A 23,657-nucleotide genomic window follows, 5' to 3' on the forward strand; every position below is an offset into this window, starting at 1 on the left:
TCTTAGTATCCTCCTCCGCAACCGCCGCACAGGCAGTTGAGGCACATACAAGCGGTACAGATATCGCAGGCGTCCACACCGCCGCCGTATCCGTAGGGGCGATAGGCCTGCCCGCCCTGACGCATCATCATCAGCGCCTGGCGGTATTCACCGTTGGAGGGATCCATATTGCAGGCCATCTGAAAATGCTGGGTGGCCTCATCCAGCCAACCTTTCCGGTAGGCGATAGAGCCGGAGAGGAAATGCCACTCCGCATCCTGAGAAGGGGCGCTCCGCAGCAGCTGCTCGGCCCGGCTGATATCCCCCATGTTGATGGCCTGGCGGACCTGAGAATAGAGGCTGCCGGAGGTGCTGCCGGAATATTGCTGCTGATAGTTTCCGCGATAAGCATTCTGCCCCTGATAGGCGCTCTGGCCCTGGTAACCGCCGGAATTCCCACCGCCGCTGCGCATACGGGTGATGGTATCGTAGGCCTCGTTGATCTCCTTCATTTTCTCTTCCGCCAGATCAGCCAGGGGATTGTTCTGGTAATTGTCGGGATGATACTTGCGCGCCAGCTCACGGTAGGCCCGCTTGATCTCATCGTCGCTGGCGTCCGGCTTGACGCCCAATACGCTATACGGATCGCTCATGTACTCTGTCTCCTGTTTCTGTGATTGACGGCCTTCCACCGGCCGGTAAACACCAGCTCTTCCACTGCCGGAAGACCCAGATATAAAATATTTTCTACCGTCCCCTGCCAGTGGCCCAGCTCCAGCAGCGCACCGGCGGAGCGGGCCAGATTTAGAGAGTGCCGCAGAGTGGTGCGCAGATAGTCCCGGTTCGCTTCCTCCTGTCCGGGGAAGCGGGCGGAGATAGGATTATACCCGCCCCGACGCCGGTCCTCCTCCAGATCATCCCAGGCGTCCACCAGGTAGATCCAGCGCCCAATATGGTAAAGCAGCTGCTCCAGCGCCCGGTCACGGCCGGAATCATCCGAGACAGGCGCCGCGGCAGACAGGATCTTCGCAAAGGTGTCCGCCGTCCGGTCCAGAGAAGGGCAGCTCTCCCGCTCCAGGGTTTGAAGCTGCTCCAGGTTTTCACGTACCGCCTGATCAAATTCCGGGCGGCTGGCAGCCGCCCTGCGGTAGCTCCGCCGGAACAGCCAGGACAGGAGCCTGGCCCCTGTTTTCCTCCAGAATGAGCCATCCGCTACGGTATCCCGCAGCTTCCAGTAGGTCAGGATGGTGCCCGCATCGGCGGCTGCGTCAGTACCGCCGGCCATGGCACAATTCTTTTTCCGGCACCAGAGCCGGGCGGGACAGGGATGACGCTCCATCACGGGCTTGTCCCCGTCCAGCAGCATGGCCAGAAAGGTAAAATCGTAGTTGAGGAATATACGGGCCAGAAAGCCGTGCCGCCTGCCCAGAGCCTGGCACAGGCCACAGTACAGCGCTTCATAATCCCGCTGTTCCCGCACCTTCAGTTCGTCCCGATAGGGACGCACGTAACCGAACATCAGTCCTGAGGATTGATCGCTGTGATGCAGAACGTAATGGAGCGGTCGCGGCGGACCTGACGGTCCAGCAACACCGCCAGCAGCACACCTATCGCGAAGCCAATCCCGCCTACAGCGGCGCTGATGCCGCCGCTGAGATGGGCGATCGCGCACACGAAATACCCCAGGAAGAACAGGATAAAGGGCACCAGATAGACCACTACGGCGGCTTTCAGCACACCCCCGGTGGAGGATTCCACCCGCACCATATCGCCGGGCATGGCCCGCACCGGATTGGCCGCCACCACGGATACTGTAGAGCTGACCATCAGCTCGCTGCATCCGCCGCCGCACTTGGAACAGTCGTGGCCGCAGGCGGACTGCCGCTTGACTGCCACCTCCGCAGTACCATTGTCCAGAACCCGTGTTACTTTTGCTGTTTGAATCATTCTATCACCTTTTTATTATTCTCTTGTGATGGAGACCACAATATTGTAATCTCCCACCACGCCCACATCGCTGCTGCCATCCAGATATACCTTTACGGGAATCGTCTGGTTGCCGGTGGCCAGTTCCACTTCGGACAGATCTGCCACGATCCGCAGCTGGGAGGATGTTACCGCCTCCACTGCCTCTTTGGTGCCCCGGATCTGCACGCTGCACGACTGGGTCACTACATCTGCCCGGTAGCCGTTGGGCCGATTGATAAAGCTAATATTATTAACCTGCAGGACCTTGGTGGTCAGGCCCTTGATGGTCACCGTCACATTTGCCTCTGTAATGCCGCTGACATTGGTGAGGGCGGAATCCAGCTGGATGGGCATGGACTGGGTCAGGCTGCCGAATACATCGGACAGATTGATTTCACCCAGGCTGATGCTGTCCAGATTTTCCAGATCCTGATCACTGCCGGACACCATAATGGTCTTGGGGTCAATGTCGATGTCTACATCATCCTCTGTGGCACCACCGCCGGGGATAATGTCTACCGTCAGTTCCACTTCCTTCAGTTTCTCCACCGGCATGGTGACCAGCACGGTCTCCGGAGAGGTCTCCAGCTCGCTGTAATATACCGCATTGCCCTCGTAGTCGATCAGCGTATACCCGGTGTCCTGACTGTAAGTGGCATTCATATCCGTCTGCGTGACCGTCACCTTGGCGTAATCGATCTGATCCACCAGCTCCTGAGGACCGCTGACGGTGACCTTCTCCGGTGCCATGGAGAACTCGCCCCGCTGATAGCCGTCGGCAATGCTGCCCTCAAAGACACCCCGGACCCCTACGTCCTTGCTGGCCCACTTGGACACGGTAAACGATACAGTACTTGGGCTGGTGTACTGCAGATCAATGGAATCGGTCGCCGTGATGGAGCGGGGATAGCTGATATTCCGGGCGGTAATGCTCATATTCTGTTCCCCCGGTTCCGTGATGCCGGACACATCAATGGTCACGGTGGTCTCTCCCTGATTCAAGCGGGACCAGACATCGTTCCGGGTGCGGATCCGCAGGGCAACGGTCTGGTCGGCACCCTCAGAGATCATAAGCCCTCGCTCCTCCAGCTTTTCCAGGCCGCTGAACACCACCTGCACATTGCTGAGGGTACTGGTTTTGATGGGATTGGCCTCTTTCCCCACATAGATCCAGAGGACAAAGGCCAGCAGAAGAGAGATGACAATATAAAACCATCTGCTGTCAGTGATCTTTTTCCCCATTCTGCTTCTCCCCCTTTCCTGCCCGGAACAGGTTGGCCAGTTTGAATTTGGGCGCAGCCTCCGCATCCTCCTGCTCAGGCAGCAGTTCATTGCGCAGCAGACGGTCCAGCGTCTCAGGGGCCAGATGCCGCTTCAGCATACCGCCCACTGCCACGGAAATGGAGCCGGTCTCCTCCGACACGATGGCCACTACCGCGTCGGTGTGTTCGCTGGCGCCGATGCCGGCCCGGTGACGCATGCCCAGTTCCCGGGACAGGTTCACATTGCCCGACATAGGGAGCATGCAGCCGGCGCCTACGATCCGGCCGCCCCGGACGATAACTGCGCCGTCATGGAGGGGCGCTTTGTTCCAAAAGATGTTTTTCAGCAGCTCAGCATTCACCGAGCAGTCCAGCGCTGTGCCGGTCTTGATGGCATCCTCCAGCATATTTTTTCGCTCAAATACCATCAGGGCACCGGTCTTGGATTTAGAAAGAGAGGTATAGGCCTCCACCGTCTGGGTGATGGCGCTGTCCAGTTCATTACGCTCCTCCACGTGGTTGAAGACTTCGCCCAGATTGGTCCGGCCCACCTGTTCCAGGAACCGGCGGATCTCCGGCTGGAACAGAATGACCAGGGCAAGGGCTCCATATTCTACGATCTTGCCCATCAGAAAATTCACCGTGTTGAGCTGAAGCGCGCTGGTAACCAGGATCGCCACAACCAAAAGCAGGATGCCCTTTGCCACGGCTCCGGTACTGGTACGCTGGATAAACATGATGACCTTATAGATAATAAAGGCCATGATGAGGATGTCAATGAGATCAGAGACACCGAACGGCGTCACCATCCCCTTGACCTGCTGCAACAGATATAAGATCCCTTCCATTTCCTCATCTCCTGTGTCAGGCCCTCCAGAGCCTTCACTTCCCTTTAACTAAGATATTATACTGTATTCCCAGCCTCTTTACAAGTATAACGAAACGGCTGAAAATCAATTTTCTGTAAACAACACAAGAGAGCGGCGGCCGCCGCCAGAGCCGTACTCTGTCAGCTGCCGCCGCCGTCAGGCATGGGTCAATTGAGCCACCGCCCGTACCAGTTGAGCAATCTCCGCCCGGGTATTGAAATCGGAGACACTGACCCGAACCGTACCGGTCTCCAGTGTGCCGGCGGACTGGTGTGCGGTGGGCGCGCAGTGGAGGCCGGCACGTACCGCGATCCCATGGCGCCCCAGGTATTCCCCCACCTCTTCGCAGTCTCTTCCGGCGATCTGGAAGGACAGGACACCCGCCTGATCCACCGGGTCGTCGGCCGCAAAGACGCGCACACCGGACAGAGCGGCCAATCCCCGGACAGCGCTCCGGATCAGGCTCCGTTCCCTGCGGAGAATGGCTTCCGTGCCTCTGGAGCGGACATAGCCCAGGCCCGCCAGCAGTCCGGCGATTCCCGGCATATTATGGGTGCCGGCCTCCAACCGGTCAGGCAGAAAGTCCGGCATGGTCTGGAGTACGGAGGCGCTCCCCGTCCCCCCTTCCAGCAGCGGTTTAGGATCGCTGCCGCAGATCAGCAGTCCGGTGCCCTGAGGGCCGTAGAGCCCCTTGTGGCCCGGCATGGCGATAAAGGCCGCCCTCAGCTGGTCCTGCCGCACCGGCAGACAGCCGGCAGACTGAGAGGCGTCCAGAAGAAAGGGAATCCTTCGCTCCCGACACAGGGCGGCGATCTCCTCCACCGGCAGAATAAAACCGAACACGTTGGAAATATGGGTGCAGATCACCGCCTTGACATCGCCCTCCATAGCTTCCGCAAAGGCAGCCAGCTGTCCCGCCCGGTCAAACAGCGGCGCCCGGGCCGTCACGATCTCCGCCCCGATCCCGTGGAGCGGCCGGGTAACGGCGTTGTGCTCCCAGCCGGAGATCACCACCCGGTCTCCCGCACTGACCAGGGAGCGGATGGCGATGTTCAGGCCGTGGGTGGCGTTGAAGGTAAAGACCACCCGCTCCGGGTCGGATACGCCGAACAGCTCCGCCGCCGCCTGGCGGCAGGCAAAGGCGGTCTCCGCCGCTTTCATGGCGGGCGGATGTCCGCCCCGGCCGGGGGAGGCCATATGTCCCACGGCGTAGGCCGCTGCTCTGGCCACCTCCGGCGGCTTCTGCATGGTAGTGGCCGCACTGTCCAGATAGATCAAAGCAGCACCTCCTTGTAACTGCCGTCCCCTGCCATAAGATAGACCCGCTTGGGCGTCAGACCCACCCGGCTCAGAATGAGCAGTGCGTTGGCCAGATTCCGCTCCGACACCTTGACGCTGTGGCTGCATCCCTCCCGGTCGATGGCTCTGGGGGAGCGGAGGATATGGGCCGTGATCCCCGCCCGCTCCAGCGCTGCGGCCGTCCGCTGGGCATAGGTCAGGGAGCGGCAGACGATGAGATAATAGACCATAAGAAAAAACGCTCCTCTCGCACCAGTGTATGTGCGTGAGAAGCGTTTTGCGCCTCTATTCTTCCTCCAGCAGGCAGACGGCATGGGCTGCCATGCCCGCCCCGCTGCCGGTAAAGCCCAGCTTTTCCTCCGTGGTGGCCTTCACGTTGACCCGGTCGGGTGTAACACCCATCCGCCGGGCCAGATTCTCCCGCATCTCACCGATGTAGGGGGCCAGCTTAGGCCGCTGCGCCAAAACGGTGGCATCCACATTGCCCACCCGGTATCCCGCCCGGGTCAGCATCTCCACGACCGTGTCCAGCAGCTTCAGGCTGTCCGCTCCCGCATAGGCCGGATCGGTGTCGGGGAAGGCCTTTCCGATATCTCCCAGCCCAGCCGCCCCCAGCAGGGCATCCATGACGGCGTGGGTCAATACATCCGCGTCAGAGTGGCCCAGCAATCCCTTTTCAAAGGGGATGTCCACCCCTCCTAAAATAAGCTTCCGGCCCTCTGTCAGCCTGTGTACGTCATATCCGTGTCCGATTCTCATGCCTCGTCCTCCCATTCCAGCAGCGCCTCTGCCATGGCCATATCCTCCGGCGTAGTCACCTTTAAATTGCGGTAATCCCCCTGGGTCAGCGCTACCCCGATACCCAGGCGCTCCACTGCACCGCAGTCATCAGTGAGTGCGGCACCATCCTCCACCGCCCGGGTCAGGGCGGTGCGGATCAGATCCGCCTGAAAAACCTGAGGGGTCTGGATGGCAAACAGCTCCGACCGATCCAAAGTGGTCTCCACCACCCCATCTTTGGCCCGCTTGATGGTGTCTTTCACCGGTACCGCCGGGGCGGCGGCACCGCACTGGGAGGCCCGGGTGATGACGGCATCCAGTACCGCCTGGCTTACCAGAGGCCGGGCACCGTCGTGGATGGCGATCAGCTCCGCCTCTTTACTCACCTCTTCTAAGCCATTCAGCACAGACTGGGTCCGGGTCTCCCCTCCGGGGATCACCTTGGTCACCTTTTGGAAACCGCAGTCCCGGCACAGCTGACCGATAGGTACGATCAGGTCCCGTCGGGTCACCACCACGATCTCCGTGATGTGAGGGCACAGCTCCAGCGCCCGAAGAGTGTGGACCAGAACCGGCTGGTCCCCCAGCGGAAGGAGGATCTTGTCCCGGCCCGCCATGCGGGTGGAACTGCCCGCCGCAGGCACCACGGCGGCGCAGCGGATAGGCGGCGTCCCCTTCTTATGAAACAGGCGCGATAACAATCCGGCCATTGTTCTCCCCTTTCCCGAAAAAAGGAGCCCGCCGGCTCCCTTGCAGACACTTATGTAAAACTTGGGCGGCCGCGGCGGGCCGCCCACACGACAAACTTATTACGCCAGGGCCGTATTGATGCGCGCTTCTACATCTTCATAGCTGGCGTTCTGCGATAAGACGATCTCAGAGATCAGGATCTGCTTGGCGGAGTGGAGCATTTTCCGCTCCCCGGTGGACAGACCCCGCTCTTCTTCCCGAAGCACCAGCCCCTTTACCACCCGGGCCACCTCCAGCAGGTCGCCGCTCTTCAAACGGAGCATATTCTCCCGGTAGCGCCGGTTCCAGTTGGGGGTCATATCCACCTCAATATTCGGTATGGCGGCGATGACCCGGTCGGCCTCCTCCTGCTTGACCACAGGACGTACACCGATCTCCTCGCTGTGCTCCGTGGGGATCATGACCAGCATACCGCCCACAGGGAGCTTGAGAATATAATACTCCCGCACCACACCGTTGACCTTCTTCTGCACAATGCTGTCTATCACACCAGCACCATGCATCGGGTGAACGATTTTGTCCCCTACCTGAAACACGATCCCACCTCCCGGACTTATCAACTCCAATTTGTATACATCAATTTCGCTTATAAATTTATTATAGACACTTTTCAACCCTATTGCAAGTAAATTTCTGTTTTGCTCTTGTAAAAACGCAAAAAACCGCACCGTTTCCAGCGGGAAACGGTGCGGCTTGAGATCTCAGAGGCGATTACTCCTCGTTGTCACCCTCAGCGGGCTCCTGACCCTCCAGCAGAGCACGGATGGACAGGGAGACCTTCTTCTTGTCGTAGTCGATGTCGATGATCTTCACATCCACCATCTGGCCCTCGCTGAGCACATCGCCGGGCTTGTCGATGCGGTGATCAGCGATCTGGGAGATGTGGATCAGGCCGTCCACACCGGGCACGATCTCGGCAAAGGCGCCGAAGGTCATCAGCTTGACCACGCGGACATTGGCCACGTCGCCCACCTGATACTTGCCGGTGAACACCTCCCAGGGGTTCTGGGAGCGATCCTTCATGCCCAGGGAGATCTTCTTCTTCTCCTTGTCAAAGGAAATCACATACACATCAACGGTGTCGCCCACGGAGACGACCTCGGAGGGGTGCTTGATGCGGGACCAGGACAGCTCGGAGATGTGGACCATGCCGTCCACGCCGCCGATGTCCACGAAAGCGCCGTAAGAGGTCAGGCTCTTCACAACGCCAGTGTAGTGCTTGCCCTCTTCGATGTTGGCCCACACCTCGGCGGCCTTGGCGGCGCGCTCCTCAGCCTCAACAGCACGGATGGAGCCAACCACGCGCTTGCGGGCACGGTTGACCTCGGTGATGCGCAGGCGCACCTTCTGCTTGACCAGCTGGCTCATGGGAGTATCCCGGGGCAGACCGGTCTGAGAGGCGGGCACGAACACGCGCACGCCCTTGATGGAGACAACGACGCCGCCCTTGTTTTCCTCGGTGACCACGCCCTCGACGGTGGTGTGATCCTCCTTGGCCTGCTCGATGTCTTCCCAGCTCTTCACGGTGTCAAGGCGCTTCTTGGAAAGGGTGACAACACCCTCCTGGTCGTTCACGCGCATGACGTAAGTCTCGATCTCATCGCCCACTTTTACCAGATCCTCGACCTTAACCGTAGGGTCGTCGGTCAGCTCGGACACCGGTATGTAGCCGGCGTGCTTGGTCCCAAGATCCACGTAGATCTCAGTAGGCGTAATCCCAGTGACAACGCCAGTAACCTTCTCCCCTGTATTTAAAGTCTTGATCGATTTCTCCAGCATTTCAGCGAAGGATTCCTCGATCTCAATGTTTTCGTCGCTCATTTTGTCATAGACCTCCTTTATAATCCACTCAGGCGTGGACGCGCCCGCAGTGATTCCAATAGAAGCCTTCCGACGCAGGGTGGAAGGTTCCAGCTCTGCCGCCCGTTCGATCCAAACGACCTTGGGACAGAGCGCCGCGCACAGTTCCGCCAGCCGTTTGGTGTTGGAGCTCTCCCTCCCTCCGATGACGACCATAGCATCGGAATGAGCGGCCAGCGCCTGGGCCTCGGACTGCCGTTTATACGTAGCATTACATATTGTATCAAAAATTTTTAAGTTTGTACACTCTTTTTTTGCTTTTTCTACGCACTTGTCCCAAATTGCCCGGGTAGAGGTGGTTTGGGACACCATGGTAACCGGCAAATCCCGGCGTTCCATTTCCTGTTCTATCCAGCTGGAGAGCGCAGTCACCCCGTCAAACACCAGCGGATGGGCACACCATCCGGCAATGGCCTCCACCTCTGGGTGAGTGGGGGTACCGATAATGATTACCTGTCGGCCGTCCGCCTCCGCCTGGGAGACAATCTGATGGATCCGAGACACATTGGGACAGGTAGCGTCGATCAGCGGGCAGCCACGCTCCGCCAGCAGGTCGTAGGCGGCCTTTCCCTCCCCGTGGGAACGGATGATCACCGTCGTGCCTGGCTGGGCCTCCTCCGGGGTCTGGATCATCCCAACGCCTCTGGCCTTCAGGTAGTCGATCACGCTGCTGTTGTGGATGATGGGTCCCAGCATTACGCAGGCTTTTCCCTCTTCTGACGCCTGCTCCGCCAGATGGACCGCCCGGCGGACCCCATAGCAGAATCCGGCGGATTTGGCCAGCTCCAGCTTCATCGCCCGGCCTGAGGCTGCAAGGCCTCGATCCGGGCCATAACCTCATCGGCGATGGCGCGGTACTCCTCCGGAGTGGCCCGTTTGCCGGCTATTACCGGGCGATAGGGCTCACCGATGACAACCTGATTCCAGTGAAACCAGCGCTTCTCCGCCGGCATGTAGATGGGCACAATGGGTACGCCGGTGCGTACCGCCAGCATGGCGGCCCCTGTCTTGGCGTCGCCGAAATCCCCGTCCTGGTGGCGGGTGCCCTCAGGGAACATCAGCAGCAGCTCGCCGTTTTTCAGATACTTCATGGCCGTCTTGATGGCGCCGATATCCGCCTGCCCCCGCTTGACACCGAAAATGCCGCCGTGCTTCAGAATCCAGCCGATGATGGGCCAGTGCATGACCTCTTCCTTGGCCATCACGTGGATCTGATGCTTCAGGCCCAGGGCATAGGCCACAAACAGCGGGTCGCTCATCCGGGTGTGGTTGGCGCACAGCAGGGCGCCTCCCTCCGGAAAGTTCTTTTTGTTGATGCACTTGGTAGGCTTACAGATCCGGAATACCGGCCAGAGGACCAGGTACGCCAGGAAGTAAATGATATTCATGCCTGCAATCGCTCCTTTGCGATCTGTATCAGGAGCGCCAAGCTCTGCTCCAGATCCATATGTGTGGTATCGGCCAACACCGCATCCTCCGCCTGGCGCAGCGGAGCCGCGGCCCGGTGCGTATCCTTGTCGTCCCGCTCCTTTACGTCGTGGAGCACAGTCTCAAAGGGGGTATCCTGTCCCCGTTCCTTCAGCTCCAGCCAGCGGCGGCGGGCCCGGGCCTCAGGCGCGGCGGTGAGGAAGATCTTCACATCCGCATCAGGCAGCACCACGGTGCCGATGTCCCGGCCGTCCATGACCACATCGTGCGTCTCAGCCAGATTGCGCTGCTGAGCCAGCAAAAAGGCCCGGACCTCCGGGATGGCGGAGACGCCGGAGGCATAGGCAGAGATCTCGTGCCGCCGGATCTCCCCTGTTACGTCCTCTCCGTTGAGGTACATATGCTGCAGACCGTCTTCTCCATAGGCCAGATGGATCCGGATCTCCTTCAGCAGCGGGATCACCGCCGCCGGATCCGCCGGATCAACGCCGGCGCGAAAAGCCTGAAGCCCCACCGTGCGGTAGATTGCCCCCGTATCCACATATAAATAACCCAATTTCTCCGCCAGGCGCTTGGCCAGGGTGGACTTTCCCGCCCCGGACGGCCCGTCGATGGCAATGCTCCTGTGCTGCTTCATGACAGCTCCACTCCTTCTTCTCCCAGCACCCGCTCCGCCGCGCCCTGGCCTGCCGCCCGGCCGGTGGACCAGGCGATCTGCAGATTAAAGCCACCGGTATAGGCGTCCACATCCAGTACCTCACCGGCAAAAAAGACACCCTGCGCCTTCTTGGATTCCATGGTGGTGGGATTGATCTCCGAGACCTTGACGCCTCCGGATGTGACAATGGCCTCCTCCACCGGCCGGGGACCGGCTATGTCGATGCGGATACACTTCAGCGTCTCCAGCAGCTTGCGCCGCTGAGCGCGTGTAATGGAATTTGCCTTTTCATCCCCTGGGATGCCGGTCAGCTCCAGCAGAACGGGCACCATCAGCCGGGGGACCAATCCCTCCAGCACATGCTGGAAATTCCGATTGGTATTCTCCTCCAGGTCCCGCAGCAGGCGCTTATCCAGCTTCTCCTCATCCAGCGCCGGCTTCAGGTCCAACTGGATGTAATAATGCTCCTTCTCATAGTCCCGCATATGGGCGGAGGCCGTAAGGACCAAGGGCCCGGACAGGCCGAAGTGGGTAAACAGCATCTCTCCCTGCTCGGCAAAAACGGTCTTTTTCTTCTCCGTCCTCACCCGGATTGCCACATTTTTCAGGCTCAGGCCCTGCATCCGGGCGCAAAAAGGCTGTTTCGCCACCAGAGGCACCAGAGATCCCTTGGGGGGCAGCACCGTATGCCCAAGCTCCCGGGCCAGGGCATATCCGTCGCCTGTGGAGCCGGTCAGCGGATAGGATACGCCGCCAGTGGCAATCACCACCGCCCGGCAGGGATAAAAGCCGTGCTCCCCTTCCACTCCTTTCAGGGTCTCCCCGTCTCTGCGGAGCGCCTTGGCCCGGTCCTGCACGATGGACACCCGGGCCCGGCGAAGAGCCAGCAGCAGCGCGTCGATGATGTCCGCCGCATGATCGGACTGGGGGAACACCCGGTTTCCCCGTTCAGTTTTCAGGGGCACGCCCCGACTCTCAAAAAACTGTTTCACCTGCTCCGGTGGGAACCGGGTCACCGCGCTGGTGAGAAAGCGGCTGTTATGGGGCACATTCTGCAATACCTCCTGCACGGAGCAGTCGTTGGTCACATTGCAGCGGCCCTTTCCGGTAATGTACAGCTTTCGGCCCAGCTTGGGATTGCGCTCCAGAAGGGTCACAGACGCCCCTCTCTCCGCGGCGGCCAGCGCCGCCATACATCCGGCAGCGCCCCCTCCGATCACAATCACATCATTCAATGACCTGTTTCCACCTTTTCATACACGTCGTATTCATCCCAGATCTGCTCCAGGGTGGCGAAAGTCTTGGACAGATCCTCGTTCTTTTTCCGGCCGATGGAGACGATCAGGGCGTTGATCAGGCTGAGAGGAGCCACCAGGGAATCCACAAAGGAGGCCATGTCGCTCTTGGCCAGCAGCCGATGGGTGGAGTACTGCACCAGGGGCGAAGTCTCACTATCGGTCAGGGCAATGGCGGTAGCGCCCCGGTCGTGGGCAAACTGCATGGCCGAAACGGTGCGGCGGGAGTAGCGGGGGAAGCTGATGCCGATAATCACATCCCCCGGCCCAATGCGCAGCAGCTGCTCAAACACCTCGCTGATAGAGGTGGTGTGGACGATGGTGACGTGCTCAAAGATCAGATTGAAGTAGAAGCCCAAAAAGCTGGCCAGGGCGGCGGCAGAGCGGACGCCCAGGATGTAAATATGTTTGGCGTTGACGATGGCGTCCACCGCATGGCTGAACTCCGCCCGGTCCGTCTCCTCCATGGTCATATGGATCTTTTCGATGTCCGACTGCATCACCATGGACAGGATATCGTGGTCCCCGATCCGGTCGTTGGACACCTCGATCCGCTGGATCGAGGTGAGCTTGCTGCGGATCATCTCCTGCAGCGCCTTCTGCATGGCGGGATATCCGTCATAACCCAGCTCGGCGGCAAAGCGGACCACGGTGGATTCACTGACCTTCACCGTCTTACCCAATTTACTGGCCGTCATAAAAGCGGCCTTGTCGTAGGATTCCAGAATAAAATTGGCGATCAGCTTCTGTCCTTTGGAGAAAGACCCCATATTGCTCTGAATCACCGACAAAATATCCTTGGACATGATACAACCTCCCGGGCCCTGTTCCATTTATCCGGCGGGCTACTTTCAAAACGCATCCCCATGGATACAAAAATTTCAGCACGTATTATGATACCGGGAATCCCGCAGAAAAGCAATCCTTTTTTGCAAGTAGGCCTATTTTTCCTGCAAATCAAACACTGCTTTTTGTATGACCTTCCAGCAGCTGGGAAAGTTCATCCTCTGTCAGATGCCGCCAGCAGCCCACCTTCAGATTGCCCAGCGTCAGGCTGCCCTCTCTCACCCGGCGCAGCCGCCGTACTTTCAGTCCGGCTGCCGCGCACATCCGCCGCACCTGCCGGTTGCGCCCCTCGTGGATGGTGACTGAGAGCTGTCCCGGACCCAATACCTCCACTCTGGCGGGATGGAGCGGCACGCCATCCAGGGAGAGTGGCCCGCGGAGAACGGGCAGGGCAGCCGCCACATCGCCCTCCACCCAAACGTGGTACTCCTTCTGCACCTCATGGCTGGGATGCAGCAGGTTTTGCGTCAGGGCGCCGTCGTCCGTCAGAATCAGCAGGCCCTCGGAATCCAGATCCAGCCGCCCCACCGGCCACACCCGGGCGCCGCAGCCCTCCACCAGCTGGGCCACTGTCCTGCGCCCCTTCTCGTCGGAGAGGGTGGTCACATATCCTCTGGGCTTATTCAGCATCACATAAGTACGCCGGTCCAAAGACGGCAGCGGTCTGCCGTCCACCCGGATCTCGTCCCGTTCCGGGTCGGCCCGGTCCCCTATTTTGGCGGGATGGCCATTGACCGTGACGCGCCCCGCTTCCAAGTAGGCCTCCGCAGCCCGCCGGGAGGCCACACCCCGGGCGGACAGGATCTTCTGCAGCCGTTCTTCCATCTTCTTCCTCTCCCGCAGAAAGGTCTGCCGCGCTGAAGCGGCAGACCTTTGCTACTTTATTTCATGATACGTTTACGTGTACGTGCCGAATCCAAAGAACCGGCTCAGCCAGCCCTCCGGTGCCCGGTCATCCGCCGCTCCGGTCTGGTAGTACAGCGGTACCCGCAGCACGGTTTCCTCCGCCAGCCGGAACACCAGCTCTCCGGCAATCTCACCGGCGGTGATTGGGACCTCAACCTGCTCAGGCAGGGACACCTCCATGGACAACCTCTCCCCTTCCGCCAGCGGATAGCAGATATCTGCGCCGGTTCCGGCGGAGACAAACCGCGTCAGGCTGCCTCCGCAGGGGATCAGCCAGCTTTGCGCCCCTGACACCGCCAGGGTCCTGGGGTAGTTGGAAAAGCCGTAATCAAACAGGGCGGCGTGATCCGCCCAGTCGTTGGGGTCGTTCAGGGTCACAGCGATGAGCTCCTGACCGTCCCGCCGGGCGCTGGACACCAGAGTGCGGCCCGCCTCATCGGTGTAGCCGGTCTTCAGCCCGGTGCAGCCCTCATACCGCCACAGCAGTTTGTTGTGGTTGGCCAGATAGCGCCCGGCAATGGTGATGGTCCTGGTGCCTGCGATCCGGCGCAGGGTTTCCTGCTCCAGCACCGCCCGGGCCAGCAGCGCCATATCCCGGGCGGTGGAGTAGTGCTCCGGATCGTCCAGGCCGTTGGGGTTGGCAAAATGGGTGTTGGTCATACCCAGCCGGGCCGCTGTCTCATTCATCCTGGCGACAAAGGCCTCCACGGTCTCACAGCAGCTGCCCGCGATGGCCAGGGCCGCGTCGTTGCCGGAAGAGAGCAGCAAGCCGTACAGCAGGGCCTCCATGGTCAGCTTCTCCCCCGGTTTGAGATACATGGAGGAGCCCTCCGCGCCGGTCCACTCCTGCCGTACCGTCACTTCGGCAGACAGGTCCGGGCACAGTTCCACCGCCACCAAAGCCGTCATCAGCTTGGTGATGCTGGCGATGGGGCGTTTTTCATCCGCGTTTTGCGCATAGAGCACCCGCCCGCTCTCCACATCCATCAGGATGGCGGCGGAGGCAGAGGTGCTTACCGCCTTTGCGCCCAGGGCGGGAGCGGTCAATAGGCTCAGGGTCAGAAAAAGGGCGATCACACGCCTCAAGCAGCATCACCTCACGTTGATGCTGCTAGTATGGCCCTTAAAAAGCGGTGTTATCCCCCGCCTTTTTCTCCTGCTGCTTCTCTACAAAATCCGTCACCTTGTCAATGACCTCAGGCACCATCTCCACCACACGGTCCACCGTGTTGCAGGGGGGCGCCGCCACAGGCATCAGCTTTACCGTGTCGCCCTTGATGATGAGGAAGGCCACCGGAGACAGGTTCATACCCGCGCCGCTGCCGCCGCCGAAGGAGTTGTCGCTCTCCGGCTTCTGGTTTTTGGACACAAAGTCGCTGCCGCCGGAGGCAAAGCCCACCGTCAGCTTGGAAATGGGAATGATGGTGATCTCCCCGGCCTTAATGGGCTGCCCGATGATGGTGTTCACGTCCGCGATCTCCCGGATCTTCTGCATGGTGGTGGTCATCAGATCGCCGATAGGATGTTGCTTTTCCATATTCAAACCGCCTCTTTCTGTACTGTATCTGCCTGTTTTTTCTTTTTCTCCGTTCCAAGGACCTGGGGCAGTCTGGGCGCCAGCCAGAGGGCCAGCGACAGGGCCTGTCCGATGGTAAGGGTAGCCGCTGCGTCCAGACTGGCGGTAGGCCGGTTGGCTTCAAAGTCCACCCGGGTACGGATCCGCCTGTCCTTCACATTGAAATTCTGCTCCACCAGCGGCCAAATCATACCTACCGCCGCATTGACTCCGCCGAAGGCCAGAGCAGCGCTGGCGGGATCAGACGCTGCGGCGGTCACATCCAGATAGATGCGGTCCAGGCGAACCTTCCGCTTCAGCCTGCCCGCCCCTTCCGCCACCAGGGGCAGCACACGGCGAACTTGTCCCAGCATATCGCCTTTGTGCCGCTCTGCCGGAGCGGCTTCTTTTTTTCCTTTTTTCTTCTTTTTCTTGTTTGCCTTCTTCCTGGGCAGCAGGGTCACCCGGACCGGCCCCAGCTTCAGCCGGAGCGTCAGCCCTGACGGCACATAGAGCACCTGGACACCCACCCGGATCAGACTGATGAGCGCCAGCACCGCCGCGATCAGCGCCAGGATAAGCAGCACCTTCATGACTGGGCGCCTCCCTCCGTCCGGGCCATTTCCCGGGCGGCCTGTTCGATCTCTTCCTCCGTCACTTCGGTCCCCTCCTGCTCCGCTTGGAGCCGGGCTACCGCCGCCTGCATCTCCAGGGTCAGCTGGCCGTCCTCCGGCGCAGCATTGGGCAGCTCGGGCAGCTCATCCAGGCTGGAGAGGCCAAAGGACCGCAGGAAATTCTGGGTGGTGCGATACTGGATGGGACGGCCAGGCACGGCCAGACGGCCGCACTCCTCGATCAGCTCCCGCTCCAGCAGCAATCCCACGGTATAGGAACTGTCCACTCCCCGGATCTGATCCACATAGGCCCGGGTGGCGGGTTGGTAGTATGCGATGATAGCCAACACCTCCAGCGCCGGCTGACTGAGCTTGGCCGGACGGCGGCTTTCAAAGGCCCTCCGGATGTTGGGGGCAAATTCTGGAGCGGAACACAGCTGGTAGCTGCTGTCCAGCCGCAGCAGGCGGATGCCCCGTCGCTCATAGCTGTAGTAGTCCGCCAAGCGCTGGCAAACGGCATCCGCCGTGCTCCGGTCAATGTCCAGCGCCAGACACAGCCGCTCCACGCCCACCGGCTCCCCGGCGGCAAACAAAATGCCCTCAATGGCGGATTCAATTTCCTTCAATTCCATCATTATCCCCCATCCGCCGGTTCATATGCATCGGTAGAGAATTCCATGTTCTCCTGCCCTTCGGACCCGTCGGTGCAGGTCACCGTACAGTCGCTCTCGGTACCCGCCAGACGCAGGCGCCTGGCCTTGCACAGCTCCAGCACCGCGATAAAGGTGGCCACGATCTCCGAGCGGCTCCGGTTGCCCTTGAACAGGGCCCGGAACCGGGTCACGCCGAACCGGGTCAGCCGGTCCAGGATCTCGTCCGCCTTGTCTGCCACCGGGTAGGGCTCACGCCCCACGATGCCCTCGAAGGCGGCCATAGGAGGCGGCAGACGGTGATCCGCCCGGGCCAGCACGCTCTGCATGGCCCGCAGCAGATCGGCGGGCTGATGGACGTACCGGTAGGTCTTGCTCACCGGCAGCACCTCTGGGGTCTTGGTCATATAATCCCGGCCCACCGCATAGCGGTCAGACAGTTCCGGCACCACCGCCTTGATACGGGCAAAATTCTCGTGCCGCTGGTGCTCTTCCAAGGAAGCCATCAGCTGTTCCAGCTCGGACAGCGCCTCTTCATCGTGGATGGACAGCAGCATTCTTGTTTTGATAAAAACCAGCTGGGCGGCCATGGTGACAAATTCGCTGGCCACCTCCATATCCAGCCGCTTGCGCTGGTCCATCCAGGCCAGGTACTGCTCCAGGATCAGAGAGATCTGAATGTCCTTGATCTCCATTTTATTTTTTGCCAGCAGGTGGAGGATCAGGTCCAGCGGGCCGTTGAAGTCCTCCATGTCCTCCCGGGTCTTGACCACTTTTTCCAGATGGTAAATAGGCGCTTCGATGGTACTCACCTCAAAACAGATTCAGGATGGACGACACATCCTGACAGATCCACAGTACATCCGCCGGCATTCCCGTCAACGCGCACATACCCTGCAGGACATGGATCATCAGAAAACTCAGCGGCTTGCTGAATACCCCTAGCAGCACCAGGATGAACAGCGCGATGCCGATATACCGTTCATAGCGCAGGATCTTATTGTAGATCTGGCTGGGCAGCAGGGCGAACAGGATCTTGGAGCCGTCCAGGGGGGACACCGGGATCAGGTTGAATAGACCCATACCTACCCCCAGCAGGGCGATATTGGACAGAAAGCACAGTGCCAACAGAGTGGCATGACTCACCCGCCCAACATGCCAGATGAGGGAGGCCAGCGCCACGGCGGCCATGGCGGTGAGAAAGTTGGCCGCCGGACCGGCCAGAGCGGTCAGGGCCATACCCTGTTTTGGGTGCTTGAAGTAGCGCATATCCACCGGTACCGGCTTGGCCCAGCCCACCTTGGCAATGAGCATCATGATCAGGCCCACCGGGTCCAGGTGCTTGATGGGATTCAGGGTTAGGCGCCCCGCCTGCTTGGCCGTAGGATCGCCCAGCCGCCATGCCACAAATCCATGAGACAGCTCGTGGAGCGTGATACACAGCAGGGCGGCAATAGCGCTGATCAGCAGCGTGACCAGGCCCCACCAGTCCATGCGCTGCGCGAAATCTGCAAATGATGCCAAATCGTGATTCCTCCATCGGTCTTCAGGGTATCTGAATTAGATTTTATTATAGCAAACCCCACCGGAAAACACAAGGGCGGCAATGAAAAGGGGCGGCTATCGGAAGATAGCCGCCTCCTGTTGTCAGGCGTTCATACAATGTGGTTCCGCAGGATCCCGATGCCGCCGATCTCTACCTCCACCACGTCGCCGGGGACCATGGGGCCAACCCCTGCCGGGGTACCGGTGGCGATTACGTCACCGGGCTCCAGGGTCATGGAGGCGGTGATGAAGGCAATGGTCTTGCGGACACTGGTGATAAGCAATTCGGTGTTGCTGTGCTGCACCACGGCGCCGTTCAGCCGGGTGGTGATCTCCAAATGGGCGGGATCTACCTCGTCGGTAACCAGGGGACCCATGGGGGCAAAGCCATCCATGTTCTTGCCCCGGGCCCACTGTCCGTCCCCTTTCTGGATATCCCGGGCGGTCACATCGTTCAGACAGGTATAGCCCAGCACATAGTCCAGAGCGTCCTCCTCAGATACATCCTTGGCCCGCCGCTTCATGACGACACCCAACTCTCCCTCATAGTCCAGCCGCCCCACAAAGGAGGGCGCGTGGACCTGCCCCTCCGGGACGTTCAGGGCGTTGGGTGCCTTCAGGAAAAGCGTGGGCCGCTCCGGGTTGTGGGAGGCGTCCAGCATGGACCGCATCTCCTGGATATGGTCATAGTAGTTCTTTCCGATGCACACGATCTTGGTGGCCTCACAAGGGGCCACCAGTTTGCACGCGGACAGCGGCAGGCTCTCCCCGTCGTAGCACAGCTCCTCAAAGGGAGGCTTGGTCAGGGTGCGCACCTCGTTCTCCTGGAGCACACCCCATACTTCCCGGTCGTTTCGTAGCAATTTTACGTATCTCATTTGATCCCCTCCGCATGGTCCAAAATCAGATTGAGCAGTTCCTGCTTTCCGTCTCCCTTCTCGGCCGAAAAGGGAATTACCTTTACGGTATCATCCAGTTCCAAGGTCTCCCGGATCCGGGCCAAATTGGGTGCAATGTCGCTTTTGCGCAGCTTGTCCAGCTTATTGGCCACCACCGCGAAGGGTTTCCCGCTGTTCTTGAACCACTGCGCCATGGTGCAGTCGTCAGCCGTAGGCTTATGACGGGCATCCACGATCATCAGCCCCAGGGTCATCAACGCCGGATCCGCAAACCACTCTTCCATCAGCCTCCCCCAGCGCTGCTTTTCAGCCAGGGACACTTTGGCGTAGCCGTAACCCGGCAAATCCACCAGATAAAAGGCCCCATCGATGAGAAAGTAGTTAATATGCGTGGTTTTGCCCGGGGCGGCGCCCACCCGGGCAAAGTTTTTTCGGTTCAGCAAACGGTTGATAACCGAGGATTTACCCACGTTTGAGCGGCCTGCGAAGGCCACCTGGGGCAGACGGTCTCGGGGAAAGTCTCCCGCCTTGGCCGCGGAGCGGACAAACTCCGCTTTTTGCAGATTAACCGGCATAGTGACCTCCTGTAATTGTTTCTCACTTTACAGCCATATGTATCTCACTGTTTCAGGCTGGGACGCTCGTTCCGGCCCGCCGGGGATACCACTACCTGGCGCTGCTCATTGTCACTGCAGGCCAGATTCAGGGAGAGGGCCTCGGCCAGTACCGTGTCCACCTGTTCCGCAGTGACGAAACGCAGCCCTGCCCGAACGGTCTGGTCGATCTCTTCCAGATCCTTTTCATTGTCTGCCGGCAGGATTACGGTGGTGATCCCGTTCCGGTAGGCGGCCATGGTCTTCTCTTTCAGACCGCCGATGGGAAGCACCCGTCCCCGCAAGGTGACTTCGCCTGTCATTGCCAGGTTCTTACGGACCGGGGCGCCGGTCAAGGCGGACACCATGGCCGTGGTGATAGCAATGCCGGCCGACGGGCCGTCCTTGGGCACGGCCCCCTCCGGGAAGTGGATATGGATATCCTTGGTCTTGTAGAAGTCGGCTTCGATCCCCAGTTGAGCGGCCCGACTGCGGATATAGGTCAGGGCAGCGTGGGCGGATTCCTTCATCACATCACCCAGGTTGCCGGTAAGCTCGATCTTCCCGCTGCCGGGCACCACAGCCACCTCTACCTCCAGGATCTCGCCCCCCACACTGGTCCAGGCCAGGCCGTTGACCACGCCCACCTGCTCCGTCTGGGGCAGCCGGTCGGGCTGATAGCGCGGGATCCCCAGGTAGGTCTCCAGGTTCTCTTCTGTAATGTGAACACTCTTTACACCGTCTGATACTACACGCATTGCGGCTTTTCGGCACAGAGCGCCCAACTCCCGCTCCAGGATACGCACGCCGGATTCCCGGGTATAGCCCCGGATCAGGGCCCGGATGGCGTCATCGGTGAGTTTGAGCTGCGCCCTGGTCAGCCCGTGTCGCTTCAGCTCCTTGGGCAGCAGGTGCCGCTTGGCGATCTGCAGCTTTTCCTCATCGGTGTAGCTGGTCAATTCGATGACCTCCATCCGATCCAGCAGGGGTCTGGGGATGGTATCCAGGGTGTTGGCGGTGGTGATAAAGAGCACGTCGGACAGGTCAAAGGGCACCTCCAGAAAATGGTCCCGGAAGGTGCTGTTCTGCTCCCCGTCCAGCACCTCCAGCAGCGCAGAGGCGGGATCGCCCCGCTGGTCGTTGCCCAGCTTGTCAATCTCATCCAGCAGCAGCAGCGGGTTGCAGCTGCCGGCCTGCTGAATGGCCGCGATCACCCGGCCCGGCATGGCCCCCACATAGGTCTTGCGGTGGCCGCGGATCTCCGCCTCATCATGAACGCCGCCCAGGGAGATGCGGGCCATGTTCCGGTGAATGGCCTTCGCCACACTGGTGGCAATGGAGGTCTTGCCCACGCCGGGAGGACCTACCAGACAGAGGATCTGTCCCTTCAGCTGGGGTGCCAGCTGCTTGACGGCCAGAAATTCCAAGATGCGCTCCTTTACCTTGTCCAGGCCGTAGTGGTCGGCATCCAAGATCTTGCGGGCCGCCTCCACATTCACCCGTTCCTTGGTCTTCTTGCCCCACGGCAGCTCCAGCACCGTGTCCAGATAGTTGCGGATCACGGTGGCCTCCGCTGAACCGAAGGGCTGCTTCTCCAGGCGGTGCAGTTCCTTCTTCAGCTTTTCCCGTACTTCGTCGGGCAATTTGGCTTTAGCGATCTGCCGGCGGTAGTCGTTGAATTCCTGGTCTCCTCCCTGCTGGTCCTCGCCCAGCTCCTGCTGGATGACCTTGAGCTGCTCCCGCAGGACGTAGTCACGCTGGTTGCGGGTCAGCTGATCCCGCACCTTGTTCTGCATCTCCTGCTCCATCTCCAGGATCTCCACCTCCCGGCGGAGGCTCTGGCTCAGCTTCTCCAGGCGGCGCACCGGCCGCAGCTCCTCCAGGATCACCTGCTTGTCCCCGGTCCGCATGGGCAGATTCTGGGCAATGTAGTCGGCGATATATCCCGGATCCTCGCTGGAGAGCACCGAGAGCAGAATATCCGGCGTCATTTTGGGCGCCAGCTCAATGTAATTTTCAAATAGCTCGTAGGTCTGGCGGATCAGCGCCTCTGTACGGGCAGAGCGCTTTACAGGCTGCTCCGCCGGGATCTGCTCCACCTCAGCCATCAGATAGGGCGTGGATTCCACCACCTGGCACAGCCGGCCACGGCTGATACCCTCCACCATGACCCGGACATTGTCGCCGGGCAGGCGGAGAATCTGGCGCACGTTGCTGATGGTGCCGATGGTATAGAGGTCTCCCTCCTGGGGGTTTTCTACGGCCAGGTCCCGCTGGGCCACCAGGAAAATGGTCTGCCCGCTGGTCATGGCCTCGTCCAGGGCCTTGATGGAGCTCTCGCGCCCCACGTCAAAGTGAAGCAGCATATTGGGAAAGATCGTCAGGCCACGCAGGGCAAGAGCCGGCATGGTGACAGTCGTATTTGCTTGCATATGGGTACCTCCCTCATACAAAGACAGAAGCCAGGAACCGGAAGCTGCGGCTTACTCAGCAAGACCCGTTGCTCCGAATTCCTGACTTCTGTACTCCGCGTTCAGGCTTTGATCTTTTAGGATACGTTCCCTTTGGGAGCGGAGCCGCCCTTTTCCGCCCGCAGGGAGGCGCCGCCCAGGCGGGGCCTCTGCGTGCGCTCTGGATCATATTCGATGGCAGGAGGCTGGTGGTCCCGGACGCTCTCCGCCGTGATGGTCACTTTCGAAATGGTGGGGTCGGAGGGCACGTCGTACATGATCTTGGTCATGACCTCCTCCAGCACGGCCCGCAGACCGCGGGCGCCGATGCCCCGCTCAATGGCCTTGTCGGCCACCGCCTCCAGAGCCTCAGGCTCAAACTCCAGGTCCACCATATCATACTCCAGCAGCTTCTGATACTGCTTCACCAGAGCATTCTTGGGCTCGGTGAGGATGCGCACCAGCTGCTCCTTGTCCAGAGCATTCAGGGTAGTGATCACCGGCAGACGGCCCACCAGCTCGGGAATAATACCGAACTTCAGCAGGTCGTGGGGCTGGATCTCCTTGAAAATGGCGGTATCCTTTTCTTTTTTACCCTTGATGTCGGCGCCGAAGCCGATGGTCTTCTTGTCCAGGCGCTGCTCGATGATCTTCTCCATCCCGTCGAATGCGCCGCCGCAGATAAACAGGATATTCTTGGTGTCGATCTGAATAAACTCCTGGTGGGGGTGCTTCCGGCCGCCCTGAGGAGGCACATTGGCCACGGTGCCCTCCAGGATCTTCAGCAGAGCCTGCTGCACACCCTCGCCGGACACATCCCGGGTGATGGAGGTGTTCTCACTCTTGCGGGCGATCTTGTCGATCTCATCCACGTAGATGATGCCCCGCTCCGCCAGCTCGATGTCGTAGTCGGCAGCCTGCACCAGACGCAGCAGGATGTTCTCCACGTCGTCGCCTACGTAGCCGGCCTCAGTCAGGGTGGTGGCGTCGGCAATGGCAAAGGGCACCTTCAGGATACGGGCCAGGGTCTGGGCAAACAGGGTCTTGCCGCAGCCGGTGGGACCCATGAGCAGGATGTTGCTCTTCTGGAGCTCCACATCCTCCCCGCCGCCGAAGTAGATCCGCTTATAGTGGTTGTACACTGCCACCGACAGCGCTACCTTGGCGTCCTCCTGGCCGATGATATACTGATCCAGCACGTCACGAATCTCCCGGGGCGTGGGGATCACATCCGGAATGTCGGGGCTGATGGGCTCCTCCGGATCATAGTTGTCGTCCAGAATGCTCATGCACAGATGCACGCACTCATTGCAGATATAGGCGCCGGGTCCGGCAATGATCCGGGCCACCTGCTCCTGGTGCTTGCCGCAGAAGGAGCATCTTACGCTTTTCCGTTCATCATTTTTCGGCATGTTTCATACCTCAATGCTAGAAAATTCAGTGGTCCGCGC

The 23,657-nt window shown here is 60.2% G+C and carries 26 protein-coding genes; all 26 read right to left on the bottom strand.

Going from position 1 to position 23,657, the window contains the following annotated elements; all coding sequences use genetic code 11:
* Window positions 1-2: 2 nt before the first annotated feature.
* The 26 genes from E0E41_RS00675 to clpX all read right to left on the bottom strand — a co-directional run bounded on the left by E0E41_RS00675 (window position 3) and on the right by clpX (window position 23,618).
* Entirely contained in the window at window positions 3-632 is a 630-nt protein-coding gene (locus E0E41_RS00675) for a J domain-containing protein (protein ID WP_130868304.1), read from the bottom strand.
* Complete coding sequence (locus E0E41_RS00680; RefSeq protein WP_130868305.1) at window positions 629-1,498, bottom strand: DUF5685 family protein; 870 nt, start codon at window positions 1,496-1,498, stop codon at window positions 629-631. Before E0E41_RS00680 ends, E0E41_RS00675 begins: the two co-directional genes overlap by 4 nt.
* Window positions 1,498-1,926, bottom strand: coding sequence for a SoxR reducing system RseC family protein (locus E0E41_RS00685; protein ID WP_130868306.1), 429 nt, complete (start codon window positions 1,924-1,926; stop codon window positions 1,498-1,500). The genes E0E41_RS00680 and E0E41_RS00685 overlap by 1 nt, the downstream gene beginning before the upstream one ends.
* A gap of 15 nt (window positions 1,927-1,941) precedes the next feature.
* Window positions 1,942-3,189 carry a CdaR family protein gene (locus tag E0E41_RS00690; RefSeq protein WP_130868307.1) on the bottom strand — a complete coding sequence of 416 codons (1,248 nt, stop codon included), beginning with the start codon at window positions 3,187-3,189 and terminating at the stop codon, window positions 1,942-1,944.
* Window positions 3,170-4,057 carry a diadenylate cyclase CdaA gene (gene cdaA, locus E0E41_RS00695; protein WP_130868308.1) on the bottom strand — a complete coding sequence of 296 codons (888 nt, stop codon included), beginning with the start codon at window positions 4,055-4,057 and terminating at the stop codon, window positions 3,170-3,172. Before cdaA ends, E0E41_RS00690 begins: the two co-directional genes overlap by 20 nt.
* A gap of 177 nt (window positions 4,058-4,234) precedes the next feature.
* Window positions 4,235-5,356: an aminotransferase class V-fold PLP-dependent enzyme gene (locus E0E41_RS00700; RefSeq protein WP_130868309.1), complete on the bottom strand. Its 1,122-nt coding sequence runs from the start codon at window positions 5,354-5,356 to the stop codon at window positions 4,235-4,237.
* Window positions 5,353-5,607, bottom strand: a complete 255-nt coding sequence (locus tag E0E41_RS00705) for a DUF3343 domain-containing protein (protein WP_130868310.1) — start codon at window positions 5,605-5,607, stop codon at window positions 5,353-5,355. Before E0E41_RS00705 ends, E0E41_RS00700 begins: the two co-directional genes overlap by 4 nt.
* 55 nt (window positions 5,608-5,662) lie before the next feature.
* Window positions 5,663-6,136 carry a 2-C-methyl-D-erythritol 2,4-cyclodiphosphate synthase gene (gene ispF / locus E0E41_RS00710; RefSeq protein ID WP_130868311.1) on the bottom strand — a complete coding sequence of 158 codons (474 nt, stop codon included), beginning with the start codon at window positions 6,134-6,136 and terminating at the stop codon, window positions 5,663-5,665.
* On the bottom strand, window positions 6,133-6,867 hold the full coding sequence (gene ispD, locus E0E41_RS00715; RefSeq protein WP_130868312.1) for a 2-C-methyl-D-erythritol 4-phosphate cytidylyltransferase: 735 nt from the start codon (window positions 6,865-6,867) through the stop codon (window positions 6,133-6,135). The genes ispF and ispD overlap by 4 nt, the downstream gene beginning before the upstream one ends.
* A gap of 99 nt (window positions 6,868-6,966) precedes the next feature.
* A complete protein-coding gene (locus tag E0E41_RS00720; protein ID WP_130868313.1) occupies window positions 6,967-7,443 on the bottom strand; it encodes a CarD family transcriptional regulator in 477 nt (158 codons plus the stop codon).
* A 175-nt stretch (window positions 7,444-7,618) separates the two neighbouring features.
* Window positions 7,619-9,562 (bottom strand): bifunctional 4-hydroxy-3-methylbut-2-enyl diphosphate reductase/30S ribosomal protein S1, encoded by a 1,944-nt coding sequence (locus tag E0E41_RS00725; protein WP_130868314.1) that lies wholly within the window; start codon window positions 9,560-9,562, stop codon window positions 7,619-7,621.
* A complete protein-coding gene (locus tag E0E41_RS00730; RefSeq protein WP_130868315.1) occupies window positions 9,559-10,155 on the bottom strand; it encodes a lysophospholipid acyltransferase family protein in 597 nt (198 codons plus the stop codon). Before E0E41_RS00730 ends, E0E41_RS00725 begins: the two co-directional genes overlap by 4 nt.
* Window positions 10,152-10,832 (bottom strand): (d)CMP kinase, encoded by a 681-nt coding sequence (gene cmk, locus E0E41_RS00735; RefSeq protein ID WP_130868316.1) that lies wholly within the window; start codon window positions 10,830-10,832, stop codon window positions 10,152-10,154. The genes E0E41_RS00730 and cmk overlap by 4 nt, the downstream gene beginning before the upstream one ends.
* Window positions 10,829-12,088 carry an NAD(P)/FAD-dependent oxidoreductase gene (locus tag E0E41_RS00740; protein ID WP_130868317.1) on the bottom strand — a complete coding sequence of 420 codons (1,260 nt, stop codon included), beginning with the start codon at window positions 12,086-12,088 and terminating at the stop codon, window positions 10,829-10,831. The genes cmk and E0E41_RS00740 overlap by 4 nt, the downstream gene beginning before the upstream one ends.
* Window positions 12,085-12,954: a MurR/RpiR family transcriptional regulator gene (locus tag E0E41_RS00745; RefSeq protein WP_130868318.1), complete on the bottom strand. Its 870-nt coding sequence runs from the start codon at window positions 12,952-12,954 to the stop codon at window positions 12,085-12,087. The genes E0E41_RS00740 and E0E41_RS00745 overlap by 4 nt, the downstream gene beginning before the upstream one ends.
* Window positions 12,955-13,105: 151 nt before the next feature.
* Window positions 13,106-13,819, bottom strand: coding sequence for a pseudouridine synthase (locus tag E0E41_RS00750; protein WP_130868319.1), 714 nt, complete (start codon window positions 13,817-13,819; stop codon window positions 13,106-13,108).
* 72 nt (window positions 13,820-13,891) lie between these two features.
* Entirely contained in the window at window positions 13,892-14,977 is a 1,086-nt protein-coding gene (locus tag E0E41_RS00755) for a D-alanyl-D-alanine carboxypeptidase family protein (protein WP_242623811.1), read from the bottom strand.
* A gap of 46 nt (window positions 14,978-15,023) precedes the next feature.
* Complete coding sequence (gene ytfJ / locus E0E41_RS00760; RefSeq protein WP_130868321.1) at window positions 15,024-15,437, bottom strand: GerW family sporulation protein; 414 nt, start codon at window positions 15,435-15,437, stop codon at window positions 15,024-15,026.
* Between the two features lie 2 nt (window positions 15,438-15,439).
* The gene (locus tag E0E41_RS00765) at window positions 15,440-16,048 is read right to left on the bottom strand and encodes a DUF2953 domain-containing protein (protein WP_130868322.1); all 609 of its coding nucleotides are present in this window, start codon (window positions 16,046-16,048) and stop codon (window positions 15,440-15,442) included.
* Window positions 16,045-16,701: an SMC-Scp complex subunit ScpB gene (gene scpB / locus E0E41_RS00770; protein WP_130870726.1), complete on the bottom strand. Its 657-nt coding sequence runs from the start codon at window positions 16,699-16,701 to the stop codon at window positions 16,045-16,047. The genes E0E41_RS00765 and scpB overlap by 4 nt, the downstream gene beginning before the upstream one ends.
* Window positions 16,702-16,703: 2 nt before the next feature.
* On the bottom strand, window positions 16,704-17,531 hold the full coding sequence (locus tag E0E41_RS00775) for a ScpA family protein (RefSeq protein ID WP_368019803.1): 828 nt from the start codon (window positions 17,529-17,531) through the stop codon (window positions 16,704-16,706).
* Between the two features lies 1 nt (window position 17,532).
* Window positions 17,533-18,243 carry a site-2 protease family protein gene (locus tag E0E41_RS00780; RefSeq protein ID WP_130868323.1) on the bottom strand — a complete coding sequence of 237 codons (711 nt, stop codon included), beginning with the start codon at window positions 18,241-18,243 and terminating at the stop codon, window positions 17,533-17,535.
* A gap of 131 nt (window positions 18,244-18,374) precedes the next feature.
* A complete protein-coding gene (locus tag E0E41_RS00785) occupies window positions 18,375-19,142 on the bottom strand; it encodes a fumarylacetoacetate hydrolase family protein (protein ID WP_130868324.1) in 768 nt (255 codons plus the stop codon).
* The gene (yihA, locus tag E0E41_RS00790; protein WP_130868325.1) at window positions 19,139-19,738 is read right to left on the bottom strand and encodes a ribosome biogenesis GTP-binding protein YihA/YsxC; all 600 of its coding nucleotides are present in this window, start codon (window positions 19,736-19,738) and stop codon (window positions 19,139-19,141) included. Before yihA ends, E0E41_RS00785 begins: the two co-directional genes overlap by 4 nt.
* Window positions 19,739-19,782: 44 nt before the next feature.
* Window positions 19,783-22,188: an endopeptidase La gene (gene lon, locus E0E41_RS00795; protein ID WP_130868326.1), complete on the bottom strand. Its 2,406-nt coding sequence runs from the start codon at window positions 22,186-22,188 to the stop codon at window positions 19,783-19,785.
* A gap of 116 nt (window positions 22,189-22,304) precedes the next feature.
* Complete coding sequence (gene clpX / locus E0E41_RS00800) at window positions 22,305-23,618, bottom strand: ATP-dependent Clp protease ATP-binding subunit ClpX (protein WP_130868327.1); 1,314 nt, start codon at window positions 23,616-23,618, stop codon at window positions 22,305-22,307.
* Between the last annotated feature and the right edge of the window lie 39 nt (window positions 23,619-23,657).

The organism is Intestinimonas massiliensis (ex Afouda et al. 2020) (genome assembly GCF_900626285.1).
GTDB classification, from domain to species: domain Bacteria; phylum Bacillota; class Clostridia; order Oscillospirales; family Oscillospiraceae; genus Flavonifractor; species Flavonifractor massiliensis_A.

Excerpts from the sequence above, each read along its gene's own strand:
- E0E41_RS00675 (WP_130868304.1), bottom strand. The coding sequence starts at position 632 with ATGAGCGATCCGTATAGCGTATTGGGCGTCAAGCCGGACGCCAGCGAC.
- E0E41_RS00680 (WP_130868305.1), bottom strand. The coding sequence starts at position 1,498 with ATGTTCGGTTACGTGCGTCCCTATCGGGACGAACTGAAGGTGCGGGAA.
- E0E41_RS00685 (WP_130868306.1), bottom strand. The coding sequence starts at position 1,926 with ATGATTCAAACAGCAAAAGTAACACGGGTTCTGGACAATGGTACTGCG.
- E0E41_RS00690 (WP_130868307.1), bottom strand. The coding sequence starts at position 3,189 with ATGGGGAAAAAGATCACTGACAGCAGATGGTTTTATATTGTCATCTCT.
- cdaA (WP_130868308.1), bottom strand. The coding sequence starts at position 4,057 with ATGGAAGGGATCTTATATCTGTTGCAGCAGGTCAAGGGGATGGTGACG.
- E0E41_RS00705 (WP_130868310.1), bottom strand. The coding sequence starts at position 5,607 with ATGGTCTATTATCTCATCGTCTGCCGCTCCCTGACCTATGCCCAGCGG.
- ispF (WP_130868311.1), bottom strand. The coding sequence starts at position 6,136 with ATGAGAATCGGACACGGATATGACGTACACAGGCTGACAGAGGGCCGG.
- ispD (WP_130868312.1), bottom strand. The coding sequence starts at position 6,867 with ATGGCCGGATTGTTATCGCGCCTGTTTCATAAGAAGGGGACGCCGCCT.
- E0E41_RS00725 (WP_130868314.1), bottom strand. The coding sequence starts at position 9,562 with ATGAAGCTGGAGCTGGCCAAATCCGCCGGATTCTGCTATGGGGTCCGC.
- E0E41_RS00730 (WP_130868315.1), bottom strand. The coding sequence starts at position 10,155 with ATGAATATCATTTACTTCCTGGCGTACCTGGTCCTCTGGCCGGTATTC.
- cmk (WP_130868316.1), bottom strand. The coding sequence starts at position 10,832 with ATGAAGCAGCACAGGAGCATTGCCATCGACGGGCCGTCCGGGGCGGGA.
- E0E41_RS00745 (WP_130868318.1), bottom strand. The coding sequence starts at position 12,954 with ATGTCCAAGGATATTTTGTCGGTGATTCAGAGCAATATGGGGTCTTTC.
- E0E41_RS00750 (WP_130868319.1), bottom strand. The coding sequence starts at position 13,819 with ATGGAAGAACGGCTGCAGAAGATCCTGTCCGCCCGGGGTGTGGCCTCC.
- ytfJ (WP_130868321.1), bottom strand. The coding sequence starts at position 15,437 with ATGGAAAAGCAACATCCTATCGGCGATCTGATGACCACCACCATGCAG.
- E0E41_RS00765 (WP_130868322.1), bottom strand. The coding sequence starts at position 16,048 with ATGAAGGTGCTGCTTATCCTGGCGCTGATCGCGGCGGTGCTGGCGCTC.
- scpB (WP_130870726.1), bottom strand. The coding sequence starts at position 16,701 with ATGGAATTGAAGGAAATTGAATCCGCCATTGAGGGCATTTTGTTTGCC.
- E0E41_RS00785 (WP_130868324.1), bottom strand. The coding sequence starts at position 19,142 with ATGAGATACGTAAAATTGCTACGAAACGACCGGGAAGTATGGGGTGTG.
- yihA (WP_130868325.1), bottom strand. The coding sequence starts at position 19,738 with ATGCCGGTTAATCTGCAAAAAGCGGAGTTTGTCCGCTCCGCGGCCAAG.
- lon (WP_130868326.1), bottom strand. The coding sequence starts at position 22,188 with ATGCAAGCAAATACGACTGTCACCATGCCGGCTCTTGCCCTGCGTGGC.
- clpX (WP_130868327.1), bottom strand. The coding sequence starts at position 23,618 with ATGCCGAAAAATGATGAACGGAAAAGCGTAAGATGCTCCTTCTGCGGC.